Origin of the sequence: Thioalkalivibrio sp. ALJ7 (assembly GCF_000376865.1) — a bacterium.
Classification (GTDB): Bacteria; Pseudomonadota; Gammaproteobacteria; order Ectothiorhodospirales; family Ectothiorhodospiraceae; genus Thioalkalivibrio.
On the sequence record NZ_AQXQ01000009.1, the window covers coordinates 38,491 to 55,152 of the forward strand.

11 protein-coding genes are annotated in these 16,662 nt (G+C 65.7%); 10 read left to right on the forward strand and 1 reads right to left on the reverse strand.

Annotated elements, in window-relative coordinates; genetic code table 11:
* Window positions 1-61 precede the first annotated feature (61 nt).
* The 10 genes from D002_RS0104095 (at window position 62) to D002_RS0104140 (ending at window position 15,034) form a co-directional block, all read left to right on the forward strand.
* Entirely contained in the window at window positions 62-3,982 is a 3,921-nt protein-coding gene (locus D002_RS0104095) for a YhdP family protein (protein WP_018140636.1), read from the forward strand.
* Window positions 3,983-4,011: 29 nt separating this feature from the next.
* On the forward strand, window positions 4,012-4,842 hold the full coding sequence (locus tag D002_RS0104100; RefSeq protein ID WP_018140637.1) for a carbon-nitrogen hydrolase family protein: 831 nt from the start codon (window positions 4,012-4,014) through the stop codon (window positions 4,840-4,842).
* A gap of 166 nt (window positions 4,843-5,008) precedes the next feature.
* On the forward strand, window positions 5,009-6,451 hold the full coding sequence (tldD, locus tag D002_RS0104105; RefSeq protein WP_018140638.1) for a metalloprotease TldD: 1,443 nt from the start codon (window positions 5,009-5,011) through the stop codon (window positions 6,449-6,451).
* A 70-nt stretch (window positions 6,452-6,521) separates the two neighbouring features.
* Window positions 6,522-6,785 carry a hypothetical protein gene (locus D002_RS0104110; protein WP_018140639.1) on the forward strand — a complete coding sequence of 88 codons (264 nt, stop codon included), beginning with the start codon at window positions 6,522-6,524 and terminating at the stop codon, window positions 6,783-6,785.
* 102 nt (window positions 6,786-6,887) lie between these two features.
* The gene (pmbA, locus tag D002_RS0104115; protein WP_018140640.1) at window positions 6,888-8,276 is read left to right on the forward strand and encodes a metalloprotease PmbA; all 1,389 of its coding nucleotides are present in this window, start codon (window positions 6,888-6,890) and stop codon (window positions 8,274-8,276) included.
* A 171-nt stretch (window positions 8,277-8,447) separates the two neighbouring features.
* Window positions 8,448-10,355: a M48 family metalloprotease gene (locus D002_RS0104120; RefSeq protein WP_018140641.1), complete on the forward strand. Its 1,908-nt coding sequence runs from the start codon at window positions 8,448-8,450 to the stop codon at window positions 10,353-10,355.
* Between the two features lie 341 nt (window positions 10,356-10,696).
* Complete coding sequence (locus D002_RS0104125; RefSeq protein ID WP_018140642.1) at window positions 10,697-10,900, forward strand: cold-shock protein; 204 nt, start codon at window positions 10,697-10,699, stop codon at window positions 10,898-10,900.
* 269 nt (window positions 10,901-11,169) lie between these two features.
* Window positions 11,170-11,592, forward strand: coding sequence for a rhodanese-like domain-containing protein (locus D002_RS0104130; RefSeq protein WP_018874437.1), 423 nt, complete (start codon window positions 11,170-11,172; stop codon window positions 11,590-11,592).
* Window positions 11,593-11,662: 70 nt separating this feature from the next.
* Window positions 11,663-14,008 (forward strand): bifunctional diguanylate cyclase/phosphodiesterase, encoded by a 2,346-nt coding sequence (locus D002_RS0104135; RefSeq protein WP_026181512.1) that lies wholly within the window; start codon window positions 11,663-11,665, stop codon window positions 14,006-14,008.
* Window positions 14,009-14,050: 42 nt separating this feature from the next.
* Window positions 14,051-15,034: a GGDEF domain-containing protein gene (locus D002_RS0104140; protein WP_026181513.1), complete on the forward strand. Its 984-nt coding sequence runs from the start codon at window positions 14,051-14,053 to the stop codon at window positions 15,032-15,034.
* An 87-nt stretch (window positions 15,035-15,121) separates the two neighbouring features.
* Here the strand turns inward: D002_RS0104140 and D002_RS0104145 are convergent, their stop codons facing one another.
* The gene (locus D002_RS0104145; protein WP_018140646.1) at window positions 15,122-16,528 is read right to left on the reverse strand and encodes an NAD(P)/FAD-dependent oxidoreductase; all 1,407 of its coding nucleotides are present in this window, start codon (window positions 16,526-16,528) and stop codon (window positions 15,122-15,124) included.
* Between the last annotated feature and the right edge of the window lie 134 nt (window positions 16,529-16,662).

A 16,662-nucleotide genomic window follows, 5' to 3' on the forward strand; every position in this document is an offset into this window, starting at 1 on the left:
CCATCCTGGATACGGGTCCCGGTCGGCCGGGGAGGCTGGATTGCGACCGCGTGGGGTCGAAATGAGCACCCTGTCACAGAGTCTGCGCGTGCTACTGCGTCTTCTGCTCTTCCTGATTCTGCTCGCCGCGATCGCGCTATTGGTGTTGCGTCTCGCACTGCCACACTGGAACGGTCTCCATTCCTGGGTCGAAACCACGGCGAGCGAGCAACTCGAGCACGAGGTCACCGCGTCCCGGATCGAGCTCGGCTGGGTGGGGTGGTCGCCCGCGCTGATGATCCGAGAGGTCTCGGTTGCGATGCCCTCCGGCGAGTCGATCGCGATTGACTCGTTGGGGGTGTCGCTTCGCGCCGGCGCCAGCCTGCGCAGCCGCCACCCCGCCTTGGCTCTTCGTGTGCAAGGCGTGGAACTGCGCCTGGTACGCCATTCCGACGGACGATTTGTCCTCAGTGGCCGCGAGATCGGCCTGGGCGAGGGACGTCTGCTAACCATCCCGGTTGCACAGTGGCCTGATGTCGATGCCGAGCAGGTGCATCTGATCTGGGACGATCGTCAGGCGGGTCTCGAATCCTCACTACAACTGGAACGGGCCGCCTTGCGCACGGCCCATGACGGATCGTTGCGGGCCTACGTCAACGGCGAGCTGGAGGCCTCCAGCCCCGGCGGCCGGGTGGAAGTCGGGTTGGAGACCCCGGCGGCGGACCTGCGCGACGCGCGTTTCTTCCTGCAGGCCGATGCCGTGGAACTGGAGGCCTGGCAACCCTGGCTGGCCTATCTGGGCTGGCCGGCCCCCCAGGGCACGACCTCACTCCACCTGTGGGGGGGGCTGGACGATGGGCGCATGGCCTGGCTGCGCGGTGAACATGACACCATCCTCAGCCTGGACGGCGAGCCCGCCGGATCGGCGATTGGTCACCGCTTCGATTGGCGGGTTACCGACCACTGGCAGCGTTCTTCCTGGGCCGCGACCCGTCCCGGTTCGGGCGACCTGCGCTTGAGGTATCACCTGGAGGGCGAACCACGCCAGCTAGTGGTGGATGCGGTAGAGCTGGCGGCGCGCGACCTCGACATCGCGCCGTACGCGCCACTACTGACCTTGCTGGAGCAGGCCGAGCCGAAGCTGGCGGAGCGCATTGGCGATCTGCGACCTCGCGGCCGCCTGGATTTCGGCCGAGTGGAGGCCCGTCGCGAAGACGACCGCCTGCAGCCGGTCTGGGCCGAGGCCGACCTGCGCGATCTCGAATGGCGGGCGGTTGAGCAGATCCCGGGGGTGGAAGGCGTGTCGGGCTACCTTCAGTGGCGGGACGATACGGCGGAATGGCTGCTGGATAGCCGCGGGATGCAGGTCGATCTGCCACGGGTACTGGCGGATCCGGTGTCGCTGGATCGGGTTCGCGGGCGATTGCAGGCAGAGCGTGATCAGCAGGGGCACTGGCGCTTGAGCGGTGACGCCTTGCATGCGGCCAACGCCCATGCCGCCGTGCGGGGACGCATGCAGGTTTACCTGGACGGTCACGCGGCGGGGCCACGGGTCGATATCGCAATGGATATCCTGCGTGCGGACGGCGACCACACGGCGCGCTACCTGCCGCTTTATCACTTGCCGGAAAACACCTACCAGTGGCTGGTGGACAGTATCCGTACCGGGAAGTCCTCCGGTGGCGGCATGGCGTACCGGGGGCGCGGGCAGGACTTCCCGTTTGCCAATGACGAAGGGGTGTTCGACCTCTGGGCCGATGTCGAGGCGGGTGTGCTGGACTATCAGGACGGCTGGCCGCGGGCTGAAGCGTTGAGCGGTCGGCTCTTGTTCCATAACGCGCGCTTCCGGGCTGAGGGCGCGGGCGGGCGCATCCTCGACACCGAGGTGCGTGATACCCAGATCCGCATCGCCGATATGGAGAACGCGGTCTTGGAACTCGAAGGGCAGTCCGAGGGCGACGCCGCGGATCTGCTGGCCTATCTGCGTCAGGCTGAACTGCTTGAGCCCGCCGCGGAGATTCGCGACCAGGCCGTCGCGGAAGGACCCAGTCGCTTGAGTCTCGCCCTCAGTCTGCCGTTGCAGGAAGGCCGGATGGACGAGACCCGCGTACAAGGCGAGCTCGAATTGCGCGGGGTCGATTTCGAGGTGGCGGGTTGGCCCGCCGATCTCGGATCGGTGGAGGGGCGGGTGCGGTTCGATACCGCGGGCCGGGTGGCGACGGAGGGGCTGACGGCTCTTGTGCACGACGAGACCGTGACCTTCGGGGCGGACTGGCCGCTGAACGGCGATGAGGCCCGAATCACCGCGCAAGGGCCCCAACCACTGGCGCCCTGGTTGGCGGGGTTTCCGGAGCTTGAACCCTATCTCGAGGGCTCCGCGCAATGGGACGCCCAGCTGCGGTTGGGGCAAGCCGTGGATGGGGTTCGACTGGAACTGCGCTCCGACCTGGTCGGGGTGGCGATCGATTGGCCGGAGCCCATCGGAAAGCCGGCGGGGGAAGCCCGCGCGCTGAATCTCTCCCTGCCCCTGGGACATTCCGGCGCCGGGATCGGGCGCATCAGCCTGGGTCAGGTGCTGCGTGCGCACATGCGCCTGTCGCCCGCGGCTGCGCCGGAGGACCCGGCGGCACGCGGGGCCGAACCGGATACCGCCGGGCGCGGGGTAGGGCTGCAGGCGATGGCGCTGGAGATCGGCGCGCCCGCGGCCAGTGACCTGGCCCTGCCAGGTTCGGGTGTATCGGTGCGTGCGCGCTTGCCAGAGCTCGCAGTGGACCCCTGGCAGGCGGCCCTGGAATCGGCGCCGTGGGGCCGTGAGGTCGACATCGGTGCGCCGACCGACGATGAAAGCACCGGCGAAGTGGCGCTGACGCGTCTGGAGCTGGATATACGCGACCGGATTCTCTGGGGCGACGGGGCGTTCCCAGGACTGCGCTTCCTGGCGCGGCGCGCGGATTCCGGCTGGGATATGGAGGCGGCCTCTGACTGGCTGGCAGGAGAGGCTCAATGGCGGCCGCTGGCGGCCGATGAACGCGGTCGCCTGGAGGCGAATCTGAGCCATCTGCTGATCGAGGACCTTGACTGGGGCGACAGTGAGCCGGAATCCCAGGCGGACCCGAGACCGGTTGAGGCCGGAACCTTCGAGGACCCGCGTGTCTGGCCGTCTGTGGCCCTTGCACTCGACAGCCTGGCGCTGGGCGATTACCGTTTCGCGGACATCCAGCTAGGGCTGGAGCCGCAGGCAAATGGACTGGTGGTTCGGGGTCTGGAGGTTCGGGCCCCGGAAGGCGACCTCCATGCGGACGCTACGGGCGTCTGGCAGGTGGATGCCGAGGGGTGGCCGGAGGCCCGGCTGGATGTAACCCTGGTCGGGGATGACTGGGGGGGTGCGCTGCAATCGGCGGGCCTGTCGCGAGCGCTGGTGGGTGGCTCCGGGGACGGCACGCTGTCGTTGTCCTGGCCGGGGGCGTTGTATGCCCCCCGCCTTGCGCATTTGGCAGGCGCAATGGAACTGGCGCTGGAGGATGGCCGCCTGGCCGATGTCGAGCCGGGGGCCGGGCGCCTGTTGGGCCTGGTCAGTCTGGATGTGCTGCCAAGGCGGCTGCGCCTCGACTTCCGTGACGTATTCACCGAGGGTCTGAGCTTCAGCGAACTGACGGCGGATGCAGTGCTGCAGGATGGCGACCTGCATGTGCCCGGCCTGCGGATGGAGGGCCCCTCGGCGCGGGTGCGTTTGAGCGGACGAACGGGCCTGGTGGCGCGCGACTACGACCACGAGATCGTGGTGGTACCCAGCCTGCGCACCGCGTTGCCGATTGTCGGCGCGCTGGTGGGTGGGCCGGTGACCGGAGTGGTGGTCCTGATTGCGGAACGAGTACTGGGGATTGGTGATCAGATAGAAGAGGCGGCCCGTGTTGAGTACGCGGTGACAGGCGCCTGGGACGACCCGCAAATACGCGTGCTGGTGCAACCCGCCGCGGATACGGACGGAAGCGACAACGACTGACGCACAGTAGACTGGATGATCGGAGCAATATGAATCAGGTAGCGGCCATTCAAATGGCCTCCGGACCCCAACCCCAGGCCAATCTGCTGGAGGCCAAGCGCCTGCTGCAGGAGGCCGCGGACAAGGGGGCACGCCTGGCCGTGCTGCCGGAGAACTTCGCCTTTATGGGCATGCAGGAGACCGACATCCTCGGGATCGCGGAGGTCGCCGATGGCGCGGGTCCGCTACAGGCATTCCTGTCGGAACAGGCCCGCCGCCTGGGGCTGTGGATCGTCGGCGGGACCATCCCGCTGCAGACCGAGGGCGGCGAACGCGTGCGTTCGGCTTGCCTGGTGTTCGACGACCAGGGGCAGCAAGTGGCCCGCTACGACAAGATTCACCTGTTTGACGTACGCCTGCCGGACAGTACCGAGGCCTATACCGAATCGAAGGTCTTCGAGCGCGGTGACCAGGTCGTGGTGGTCGATACCCCGGTGGGGCGGATGGGCCTCGCGATCTGCTACGACCTGCGTTTTCCGGAGCTGTTCCGGGCCCTGCTGGACCAGGATGCGGAATGGGTCGCCCTGCCGGCCGCCTTCACCGCGCAGACGGGGCAGGCGCACTGGGATGTGTTGCTGCGCGCCCGTGCGATCGAGAATCAATGCTTCATGCTGTCGGCTGCTCAGGGCGGGTTCCATGTCAACGGGCGCGAGACCTACGGGCATAGCGCGCTGGTGGACCCGTGGGGCCGGGTTGTGGGGCAGTTGCAGCGCAACCCCGGCGTATTACTGGCCAAGCTGGATCACGCGCAGGTGAAACGTATCCGCAACAGCTTCCCGGCCGTTGAACATCGACGCCTGCCTTGCCCCGGGACCACGTGATTCGCTTATTGGATACCCAGGCCGTGGGCAGGCGCGCGATAAACCCGCAACGCCCGCGCGCTTGAAAGCGAAGCCCGCGCCCCAAGCTCCATACTGACGATCAACACGACGCGCCCCGTCCGGACCTGGCCCGGGGCGTCGGTACCGCGGCACCCGAGAGGACTTCATGATCGACAGCCTTGCGCAACAAACCCTGCTCGACCCCGCCGGCCTTGGCGACAGCGAGCTCAGCACACTCCTGGGCACCACCTTCGGACGGGGCATTGATGGGGGTGATTGCTACTTCCAGTTCTCCAGCCAGGAGCGCTGGTCGCTGGAGGATGGCATCGTCAAATCCGCCAGCTTCAATATCGAGCGCGGCGTCGGGATCCGCGTGGTGCGCGGTGAGCAGACCGGGTTCGCCTATTCCGACGACATCGCAATGCCGGCCATGCTGGAGGCGGCCAAGACCGCCCGCAGCATTGCCGATGCCGGGCAGAGCGGGCGCATCGCGGTTGCCTCGCGAGCGCCTTCGCGTCCGGTGCTGTACGCCCCGGACAACCCGCTGGATTCGTTGGACGAACAGGCCAAGATCGATCTGCTCAAGGAAGTGGATGCGGTCGCCCGGGGCGCCGACCCGCGCGTGACCCAGGTGATGTGTTCGCTGGCCGGGGTGCACGAGGTCGTGCTGATCCTGAACGCCCGTGGCGAGCTGACCACCGACGTGCGCCCGCTGGTGCGTCTCAACGTGCAGGTGATTGTCGAGCAGGGCGGGCGCCGCGAATCCGGTACCTCCGGCGGCGGCGGGCGCTCTGGCTACCGTTACTTCCTGGAGGCGGATCGCGCCGCCGGTTATGCCCGCGAAGCGGTACGTCAGGCGCTGGTGAATCTGGAGGCGCGCGAGGCCCCGGCCGGGACCATGAAAGTGGTGCTGGGCCCTGGCTGGCCGGGCGTGCTGCTGCACGAGGCCATCGGTCACGGGCTGGAGGGGGACTTCAATCGCAAGGGGACCTCGGCGTTCTCCGGGCGCATCGGCGAGCAGGTGGCGGCCAAGGGCATCACCATTGTCGACGACGGCACTCTGGAGGGGCGGCGTGGCTCGCTGAACGTGGACGACGAGGGCAACCCGACCCAGCAGACGGTGTTGATCGAGGACGGCGTGCTGCGCGGTTACATGCAGGACGAGATGAATGCCCGCCTTATGGGAGTGCACTCCACCGGTAATGGCCGGCGCGAATCCTACGCCCGTCTGCCGATGCCGCGGATGACGAATACCTACATGCTTGGCGGTGACGCCGATCCGGAGGAGATCCTGGCCTCGGTGGACGATGGTCTGTACGCAGTGAATTTCGGCGGTGGCCAGGTGGATATTACTTCGGGCAAGTTCGTGTTTTCGGCGTCTGAGGCCTATAGGGTGGAGAAGGGCAAAGTGACCTATCCGGTCAAGGGTGCGACCCTGATCGGGAATGGCCCGGATGTTCTGACCCGGGTGTCGATGATCGGTAACGACATGAAGCTCGATACTGGCGTCGGGACTTGCGGCAAGGAGGGCCAGGGCGTGCCGGTTGGCGTGGGTCAGCCAACGCTGCGTATAGACGGCATGACCGTGGGCGGTACCCAGGCGGCCTGAGCGTGACTACGCAATTGAAGGGGCGTTTCCCCGAGGCTCGCGGTACGGAATGCAACCAAGGAGGCAGCAGATGAATCTCGATTTTCTGGAGCAGGAACGGTCCCTTCCGGAAGGCCATGGCCATGACAAGATTGTCCAGTGGCATGTCTTCCGGGCACGCGAGAAGGCCGAGCAGTTCGCCCATCATGTGGAGCTGGGCGAAGGCCAGGATCTGGTCGGCGGCTGGACGCGTGACAGCGTCGGCATGCTCTATTGGGTCGGTGTACACGTCGATGACCTGGAACGCTGGGGTAACGTCGGCGCGGTTCATAAGCACGGTGCCCGGGTCGACTAGCCCCGCGCCGCCCCCTCAGTCGAGCCGCGCCCCGGGGTTTGGCCCCCGGGGCGCGGCCCACCTTTCGCTATCCCGATCAGCTACCGAGTAACGGAACCCTGCATGAGCACATCACCCGAACGCGCGATCCCGGAACCCGTGTCCCAGGAAGACGGAGTCCAGGCCCTGTCCCATTCGCCGGATTCGCTGCAGGCGCGCGTGCAGCGCACGCTGGAAGCCGCGCAGGCGCGTGGGGCCTCGGATGTCCAGGCGGTGGTGAGTCACAGCGTGGGTCTGGAGCTGGGCGTGCGCAAGGGCGAGATCGAGACCCTGGAACACGAACGCGACCAGAGCCTGTCGCTGATCGTCTACTTTGGTCAGTCCAAGGGTGCGGCCTCCACGACCGATTTCAGCGATCAGGCCCTGATCGATACCGTCGAGGCGGCCTGTCGCATTGCCCGTTATACCGAGCCGGACCCGTATGCCGGGATGCCGGACCCGGCGTTCAAGGCGGCCGAGTGGGAAGATCTCGATCTGGACCACCCCTGGGGTTGTAGCGCGGTCGAGGCCTCGGAACTGGCACGCACCATTGAGGCCGCCGGTATTGCCACCGATGCGCGGATCGAAAACTCCGAAGGGGCCAGTGTCAGCACCCGTCGCGCCATCGCCTTTCTCGGCGACAGCCAAGGCTTCATGGGTGGATACCGCAGCACCCGGCATTCGCTGTCCTGCGCCCTGGTTGCACGTGACGATGCTGGCATGCAGCGCGACTATGCCTACACGGTCGCCCGCCACGCTGAAGACTTCACCGCGGCCGAGCAGATCGGCCACGAGGCCGCCGAGCGCACCGTGCGCCGCCTGGGCGGGCGCAAACTCTCCACCCGCAGCTGCCCGGTGCTGTTCGCCCCGGAGATGGCGCGGACCCTGATCGGCAGCTTCACCCGCGCGATCTCCGGCCCGGCCCAGTACCGCGAGAGCTCGTTCCTGCTGAGCGCGGTCGGCGAGGCGGTGTTCCCCGAGTGGATGCAGATCGAGGAACGCCCGCTGACCCCGCGGGCACTGGGCTCGGCCCCCTTCGACGGCGAGGGCGTGCGGACCCGCAATCGCCCGCTGATCGCGGGGGGCGTATTGCAAAGCTACACCCTGGACAGCTACGCAGCCCGCCGCCTGGGCCTCGAAACCACCGGTAATGCTGGCGGGGCACGAAACGTGACGGTGGCCCCGGGCGACAAGGACTTCGCCGCCCTGCTGGGCGAGATGGGCACCGGCTTCCTGGTGACCGAGTTGATCGGCCAGGGTGTGAACCAGGTAACGGGCGACTACTCGCGTGGTGCCGCCGGCTTCTGGGTGGAGAATGGCGAACTGCAGTACCCGGTGGAGGAGATCACCATTGCCGGCAACCTGAAGGACATGTTCCAGCGCATGGTGGCCGTGGGCACCGACGTTGACCGCCGCGGCAACATCCACACTGGCTCTATCCTCATCGAGTCCATGACGGTCGCGGGCGACTGAATCCGTCCGTACTGCGGAGAGTAGCCTGGAGCCCGCTGGTTCTCGGTAGGGCGCGGTACTGCACTTTTCTTGTAGCCTGTCTTCCGGCGGCGCCGAACGATCGGCGCTTTCTCGGGGCTCGACCGGTCGTTACCCAGCAGCCGGTTTCCTCCCCTGTGGCGAGGAGCGGCCATGAACTTCTTTGAGCATCAGGATCAGGCGCAGCGCAGGACTCGCTGGTTGCTGGCCCTGTTCGGTCTGTCCGTGCTGGTGATCGTTGGGTCCCTGGGGCTGATGGTCTGGGCCTTCGGGGGTGGGACCGAGGCCGCTGCCTGGACCATGGGGGTGACCGCGGGGCTGATCGCCCTGGCCAGCCTGTACCGGGCCTGGCAGCTGCGCGCCGGCGGCGGCCGGCTGATCGCCCGGGAGATGGGCGGAGTGCAGGTTGATGGCAACCCCACCGACCCGCAGCGGCGCCAGCTGCGCAACGTGGTGGAGGAGATGGCGATCGCCTCGGGGGTTCCGGTGCCCGAGGTGTACGTGCTGGAGCAGGACCTGGGCATCAATGCCTTCGCTGCCGGTTTTGCGCCGAGTGACGCGGTGGTGGCGGTGACCCGTGGCGCTCTGGACAGCCTGGACCGAGCTGAGCTAAAGGGCGTGATCGCGCACGAGTTCGGGCACGTCCTCAATGGCGACATGCGGCTTAACATGCGCCTGATTGGCATTCTCTACGGGATCGAGATCCTGGCGCTGCTAGGGCAGGGCGGGCTGGCGCGGCGCCGGCGGCGACACAAGGGCGATATTGCCGAGACCGGTGGCGCGATCGTGAGCGTGACCCTGATCGTGGTTGGCTACATGGGGCTGGCGCTCGCGCGCTGGATTCGGGCCGGGATCTCGCGTCAGCGCGAGTATCTGGCAGATGCCCATGCGGTGCAGTTCACCCGCGAGCCGGAAGGTCTGGCCGGGGCGTTGAAGAAGGTCGCGGCGCGCTATGCGGGGCTCAACGGCAATACCGAAGAGATTACCCACATGCTGTTCGCCAGCGATGCGATTGGCCAGCTCTACGAGACCCACCCTCCGCTGTTGGACCGTATCCGCGTCCTGCAGCCCCACTTCGAGCCGGACGAACTGGAAGGCCTGCGGGATCAGTTGAATGCCCGTGTGCGCAAGGCCGCCCGGGAACGTGCCGTGGACGGGATGCAGCACAAGCGGGAGGGCACACTACCCGGGGGCGAAGCGGTGGGGGATGCCCTGGGCGGCCACCCTGCACTGACCCACATCCTGGGGGCCGGGATGTTGCTCGCCGCAATCCCGGGACCGCTGGCCTGGACCGCGCGTTCCGAGGCCCGGGCGGTCGAGGTGGTCTTGTACCTGCTATTGAACCCCGATTTCGAGGTGCGTGAGCAGCAACTGGGCTTGATCGCCGAGGCCGAGGGCGAGGCCCGTGCGCAGGCAGTGCGTGGGCTGCTGGACGCCGAACCGTCCTTGCGCGCGGACCTGCGTATGCCGGTGCTCGAGCTTGCCTTTCCAGCCTTGCGGCGGCTGGCCGCCGAGGAACGGGTGCGGTTGGAGGCACTGGTGGAGCGCATGATTCACGCCGATGGCCGGGTGGCGGTATTCGAATATGCCCTGGGCCGGCTATTGGCGCGGCAATTGGGTGACGTGCAGGACCCCTACACGGCGTCCCGTCCGCGGCATGCCCGGCTGGATGCACATCAGGAGGGAGCGCATTACCTGCTGGCGTTGTTGGCCCACCACGGCCACCCGGATGATCCGGACGCCGCTCGGGCGGCCCTGACGGCCGGGCTGGGTGAGCTCACCGGGGCCTTGCCGCTGGATGCCACGATTCCCGAGGCCCTCTCCGTTGCCGGTGGGGCGAGGGCCTGGGCGAACGTGCTGGATCGTGTGCTGGATCAGCTGGATGGGTTGCGTCTGCGCGACAAGGATCGGTTGATACGCGCGATGGCCGTGACCGCCCACCACGGAGGCACTGTTGGGGTCGCCGAGGCAGAGCTGCTGCGGGTAATGGCTGCCTCGCTGCATGTGCCCCTTCCCTTGGCTTCCGATGGCCTTGTCGATATCGCGGGAGATGCCCTGTAACTCGGCCTCCGAGCGCCGTTGTAGGAGAAATAACGCGTATTCGACGAAATTAAATTGTGGTTCAAGCAGCGGATAAGCAAAGTATTTCTCGCCTTCCGGAAAGAAAATCCCAAAAAACACTATCAATGCGCGGCCGTTTAGGAGGACAATGGCTGCGAGGTAACGGTAACAGGCTCCATATTGCACCAGGCGACACCCAGGAAAATGGACGTACAGATTCGCAGTACCGGCCCCGCTCGGGACCGCAGAGAATCACGATCAAGACCCACCGTCGTTCGGTTGCCCTTCAGTCTCTCCTCCTCGAAATCCCAATCTACTATGAACAAGCAGAGGTAACCGAAATGGCTACAGGTACGGTGAAGTGGTTTAGCGACGAAAAAGGCTTTGGCTTTATTACCCCGACCGATGGCTCCAAGGACGTCTTCGTCCACCACAGCGCCATCCAGGGTAGCGGCTTCAAGTCGCTGGCCGAAGGCCAGAGCGTCTCGTTTGACGTCGAGCAGGGCCAGAAGGGTCCGGCCGCCGCGAACGTCGAAGCGCAGTAAGACAACTGCCGGCGCGTAAGCGCCAGGTTGCAGAAGTCCCGCCATGTGCGGGACTTTTTTTGTGCGCGGTTTTTGTATGTGCCGATGCTCTCTGCCCCCTCGGTCGCCCGGGCGTCATGTCAGTCGCGCTAGAAATGTGCATGAAAAACGAGTTTTACGCTGGATCGTTGGGCGTGACGTGATAGGGTTCCGGCATGCATGGAGGCCTCCGTAAAACTGCTCCGAATCCCGCCTGGGCGCGCCGTTCTGGATGTGTGTTGGTGGTCGTCATGGGCATTTTGCTGTCGCTGTTCGCAGGTAGCCTTAGCGCCACCGAGGGGCCATATCGCGCCCCCGACAAGATTCCCGGTGCCCAGACCATCGATGCGTCCGAGGCCTGGGCGCTGTTCCGCGAAGGCGTGCCGTTCGTGGATACCCGGTTGCAAACCGATTACGAGGCCGGACGTATACCCGAGGCGCGCAACCTGACCATCATGCGCGCCGCTGACGACGCGCAGAACCGCTATACCCGCGAGAACCTCCTGGCGTTCATCGGTGAGCTGGATGAACCGGTTGTCCTGTATTGCAACGAACGGGACTGCTGGCGTACCGAAGCGGCGATTCACAGGGCGCAGGAGTGGGGCTTCACCAATCTCCATTACTTCCCCGGCGGCTTCCCGGAGTGGATCCGCGCGGGCTACCCTTTCGAATAACCCGATGGACTCCGCAGGCGCCGCCCAGCTCGGCCGGGGCATTCGGCTTCAGACGATCCTGGCCGGGGTCATGTTCGCCGGCCTGCTGGTGCTGGCGGGAACCCTTGCCCTCGGGACACACCTCGCAGTCGACCAGGCGGAGCAGCGTCTTGACCGTCTGGGCGTGGACGGCCAGTCGGCCGCGTGGCGCCAGACGCTAGAGAACGAGTGGCAGCGCATGCGCGCGGAGGTGCCCTCGGTTACCCGGAACGATGCCCTGATCGGTGCTATGCGCGCGGACAGGGGTATCCAGAGCTACGCCGATCCCCTCTACAATCGTTTGCGCGCGGGCGAGATTGCCGACCGTATCGTCGTGCTTGATGCCCAGGGCACCGTGCGCTACGACTCGGCCGGTACGCGCGGCGAACGGGTGCCATTGGCTGCTGCAGCCTTGGCCGATGGACGCTTCCACGAAGGCCTGCATCACGTCCCCGGCGAGCGGGTCTACGCGGGCCTGGCCGTCCCGGTCTATCGAAGCGGAAACCCGATTGGCAGTGTCGTGCAGCTGCGTGACCTGTCGACCTCCGCACTGGAGTCCATGGCGGACGCCATTGGTGGTCGGGCCGCGCTACTGGACGAGCGGGGCCCACTCGCGCTCACTGCCCCCTTCGCGATGGACTTGTCGGTGGGCCGCCGGCTGCATGAACAGCCGGCGGCCGGTCGCGTCGACCTCGACGGGCGGCATTCGCAGCTGGTGTACCTGCCGTTGACCCCGTATGCCGCCGCGCGCCCGACCGCCAATGTGGTCCTGGCGCGCGATCTGACCGAATCTGTTGCCACCCAGAAGCTGATCAACCTGACGACCTACACCGTCGCGTTCCTGGTACTGCTGGTGATCGCGGGCGGACTTTATCTGTGGCTGGGTCGCACCCTGAAGCCGATGCGAGAGGCCGTGCAGACATTGGATCGGATCGGCCATGGCGAGTTTGCCACCGAACTACGCGCCGATTCGCGCGTCCGCGAGATTGCGCGGCTGCAGGAGGTGACGCAGACCATGGCGCAGCGGCTGGGCCGCATCCTCGAGGTGGAAGAGGAGAATGCCCGGCTGGCCTTTCGCGATGCACTGACCGATCTGCCCAACCGGCGGCTCCTGCTGGAACACCTGGAGCACGCGATCCACACGGTCAATCGCACCGGGCGCCATGCGGCACTTTTGCTGATTGACCTCGACAACTTCAAGACGCTGAACGATACCTGCGGACACTCCGCGGGTGATCGCCTGTTGCAGACCCTGGCCCGGCGGTTTACCGACCGGTTGCGGGATCAGGACATCGTCGCACGCCTGGGTGGCGACGAGTTTGTGGCCCTGCTTGAGGAGTTGAGTCCGGATCGTTCGCAGGCCGGCGCGGATGCCCGGCGGATCGCCGAACAACTCCTGCGGGCCATGCGCGAACCCGTCGTCATCGACGAGATCGAGCACGTGATGTCGGGCAGTATCGGCATCACCCTGTTCCCGCGGGGCTTTGATACCGCCGAGGAGCTGCTCAAGCAGGCGGATTTCGCGATGTATCAGGCGAAACACCAGCGCGGCAACGCGGTGCGTTTTTACGATCCGGAGATGCAGCGTACGCTACTGCGCGAGGCCGAACTCGAACGCAGTCTGCGCCAGGCCCTGGAGCGCGACGAGCTGGTGATCCACCTGCAGCCCCAGGTGGATTCACACGGTCACATCCTGGGTGGCGAGGCGCTAATGCGCTGGCCGCAAGCCGATGGTGGCTGGATCTCCCCGGGCGAGTTCATTCCAATAGCCGAGAACACCGGTCAGATCCTGGATATCGGGCGCGTGGCGTTGTTGCAGGCCTGCCAGGTCCTTGCCCGCTGGCAGGGCCAGCCAGAGCTGGAGACGTTGCCGATATCGGTCAACCTGTCGCCGCATCATCTGCGCCAGCGACGCCTGATGGACGAGGTGACGAGTGTTCTGGAACGGACGGGTGCACCGGCCGAGCGTCTGCATGTCGAGGTAACCGAGAGTGTGATGGCCGATGCCTCGTCGCAACTGATCGCCAACCTGGAGGCCTTGCAAGCCCTGGGTGTTGTATTGGCGCTGGACGACTTCGGGACCGGGTACTCGTCATTGAGTTATCTGAAACGGCTACCGCTGGATATGCTCAAGATTGATCGCTCATTCGTACAGGACATCGAACATGACGCCGATGACGCCAACATCGTCGCAACCATCACCGCTATAGCTCACAACATGGGCCTGTTACTCATTGCCGAGGGTGTGGAGAACGAAATCCAGCGTGATTTCCTGGTACGCCATGGCTGCAATCGCTTCCAGGGGTACCTGTACCACCACGCGATGCCCGTTGCCGATTTCGAGGCAGTGGTCCATCGCGAGCAGGGAAGTGCCGGGAAAAATCTGGATGCACCATGAAAAGGGAATAATGCCGGGCGTTAGGGCGAGATGGAGAACGACATGAAGGACGATAGAACCCCGGGGTTTATGGAAGCCATCGCCCAGACTGGCCTGCTCACCGAGATTTGGGAACATTTCCCGGAGAACATGTTCCTGATGCGGGTCGAGGGGCCCGATTTTGTGGTTGAGGCGGCCAATCCGAAAATGACGGAAGTGGTTGCTCAGGACTGTATCGGAAAGCGGCTGCACGACTTCCTGCCGTGGTCTGTCGCGGAGGCGACGGTTGGGCATTATCGGGACTGTCTGCGCCAGGACAAACCGCTTCGTTACGAAGAGCATGCGGCGTTCCGTGATGGCCATGGCGAGGAGCGCGCGGGGCACTGGTTGACCCTGCTGGTGCCTGTGCACGATACGAACGGGGCGGTCTCGCACGTGTTTGGGATCGCCCAGGACGTCACCGAATTGCGTCTCGCGTGCGCCGATCTGGAGCGTTATAACCAGGACCTTGAAGCCGTCGTCGAGGTGCGTACCCAGGCCCTGAACGAGGCGAACCGGAAGCTGCAGGAGGCCAATACGCAGCTGGAATTGCTGGCTTCAAGGGATAGCCTCACGGGCGTCGGTAACCGCCGTTACTTTCAGGCTGGGGCCGAGCGGGAGATGGAGCGCGCGCGGCGCCATGGCAGCGCGCTGTCGCTGTTGATGTTCGACCTCGACGGCTTCAAGCAGATCAACGACCAGGACGGCCACGCGGCCGGCGACGCTGTGCTGCAGCGGGTGGCGGCTAGTGTGCAGGCCGAGCTGCGGACGAATGATCTCTTTGCCCGCTATGGCGGGGACGAATTTGTCCTGCTTCTTCCTGATACGCCCTTGGCGTCTGCTCGTCAGATGGGGGATCGTCTGCGCAACCGCGTACAGGCCGAGGCCGGGGTGGCCATCAGCCTGGGCGCCGCCGGATACCTTGCCGCCGATAATCACCTCGACACGCTCGTCCAGCGCGCCGACGCCGAAGTCCTTTCGGCTAAACGTGGACGCAAGCTGGGGTAGGGCTGGTTTGACGTTGCAGCCGCGTGGTTCGGTCAGCCTTCGGTTTTCCAGTGGCGGCGATCCTGCTTCCTTGCATCCGCTGGTGGCTCAGAGCCCGAAGATTTCCGATTTGAGGTTCCACTTGGAGGCGAGGGTCTCGGTGGCGTTGAGGAATTCCTCGGCGCGGGTCGGATGGTTCCACTGGCCCTTGGCGAGCCAGGCGAGCGCGGTTTCGCGGTCGGGGGCCAGGGACAGGATGTGGATCAGTTCGCCGGCATCACCGCCGATGACTTCACCGCCCAGCAGGGCGCCAGTATCCATGTCGCCGATCAGGCGAACGAAGCCTTCCGGTTCGTCCTGGCCCAGTGCGCGGGGGGAGGTCTCGAAGGCGGCGAAGCCGACGGCCGGTTCCAGCTCTTCGTCTTCGGCGTCGTCCTCGTCCATCCCCAGGCGTGCCATCTCGACCGCGGTGTAGATCGCGATCGGCACGAAGCGCTCGTCCTGTTCACGGGTGTTGCCGTTCTGGATGTTCTCGACCGCGATGGTGGCGTCGGCCAGGGCATGGTTGGCGGTTTGCCATTCGCTGGCGACGTCGCCGATGGCGTAGATGTTGTCGACGTTGGTCTGCAGAGTGGGGCGGCGCTGGACGAAGCCACGACGGTCGGTTTTCACGCCGATGGTGTCCAGGTTCAGGCCTTCGGTATGCGGGGTGCGCCCGGTGCCGAGCAGGACCCAGTCGACCTCGAAGCGGTTGCCCTCGCTGTCGGTGATGGTGACGCCGTCGTCCGACGCCTCGACCTTGTCGTAGCCTTTGACCCGGACCGGCTCGACGCCATCCTCGGCCAGGCGTTCCTTCAGCGTACCCAGCGCCTGGGGGCTGAACTTCTGGCCGGACAGGGGCTTGGAACGGCTCAACCAGGTCACCTCCTTGCCGAGGTGGTGGAAGATCCAGGCGAACTCGGTGGCGACCACGCCGGAGCCGATGATGGCGACGCGCGAGCCGGTCGGGGGCTTGTCGTCGAACAGCATGTCGGTGGTGAGGACGCGGCCGGGTTTGGCCTTGAACGGTGCCGGTACGCTGGCCGTCGCGCCGGTGGCGATGATCGTGTGCCGTGCGCTGACGGTCTCGGTACCGTCATCGTTCACGATTTCCAGGGTCTCGGCATCGCGGAAGCTAGCGTTGCCATGGCGATACTGGATCTTGAGGTGCTTCATGTAGCCGAGATAGGAGTTGCGGACCTCGGTGACCACGTCGTTCTGGTGTTGCCAGGCCTGGTCCATGTCGGCACTGAGACTGCCGCTGATGCCGCGGCCCTCGAAGTGGCGCTGGGCGGCGACCGTGCGGGCGGTGTGGTACCAGTCTTTCTTGGGCACGCAGCCGCGATTGAGGCAGCAGCCGCCCCAGTCGCCCTTCTCGATGATGACGACATTCAGTCCGCGCAGGGCGCCCAGGACGGCGGCACGATAGCCCCCGGGGCCACTGCCGATGATGGCCAGGTCAAAGGTTTCGCTCATGGTTGGTTAGCCCGGATGGTTCGTGAGTTTGTGCGATGGTCGCGCAGGATATTGGCTGTACGGGGATTTTCCCAGGGTACAGCGCGTCGGGGTTATACGGCTGACCGAGGAAAATTCCTCGTCTGGCCAGGGGA

Bases quoted from the DNA above. Each gene is read 5' to 3' on its own strand.
- D002_RS0104095 (WP_018140636.1), top strand. From the start codon at position 62: ATGAGCACCCTGTCACAGAGTCTGCGCGTGCTACTGCGTCTTCTGCTC.
- D002_RS0104100 (WP_018140637.1), top strand. From the start codon at position 4,012: ATGAATCAGGTAGCGGCCATTCAAATGGCCTCCGGACCCCAACCCCAG.
- tldD (WP_018140638.1), top strand. From the start codon at position 5,009: ATGATCGACAGCCTTGCGCAACAAACCCTGCTCGACCCCGCCGGCCTT.
- D002_RS0104110 (WP_018140639.1), top strand. From the start codon at position 6,522: ATGAATCTCGATTTTCTGGAGCAGGAACGGTCCCTTCCGGAAGGCCAT.
- pmbA (WP_018140640.1), top strand. From the start codon at position 6,888: ATGAGCACATCACCCGAACGCGCGATCCCGGAACCCGTGTCCCAGGAA.
- D002_RS0104120 (WP_018140641.1), top strand. From the start codon at position 8,448: ATGAACTTCTTTGAGCATCAGGATCAGGCGCAGCGCAGGACTCGCTGG.
- D002_RS0104125 (WP_018140642.1), top strand. From the start codon at position 10,697: ATGGCTACAGGTACGGTGAAGTGGTTTAGCGACGAAAAAGGCTTTGGC.
- D002_RS0104130 (WP_018874437.1), top strand. From the start codon at position 11,170: ATGGGCATTTTGCTGTCGCTGTTCGCAGGTAGCCTTAGCGCCACCGAG.
- D002_RS0104135 (WP_026181512.1), top strand. From the start codon at position 11,663: ATGTTCGCCGGCCTGCTGGTGCTGGCGGGAACCCTTGCCCTCGGGACA.
- D002_RS0104140 (WP_026181513.1), top strand. From the start codon at position 14,051: ATGAAGGACGATAGAACCCCGGGGTTTATGGAAGCCATCGCCCAGACT.
- D002_RS0104145 (WP_018140646.1), bottom strand. From the start codon at position 16,528: ATGAGCGAAACCTTTGACCTGGCCATCATCGGCAGTGGCCCCGGGGGC.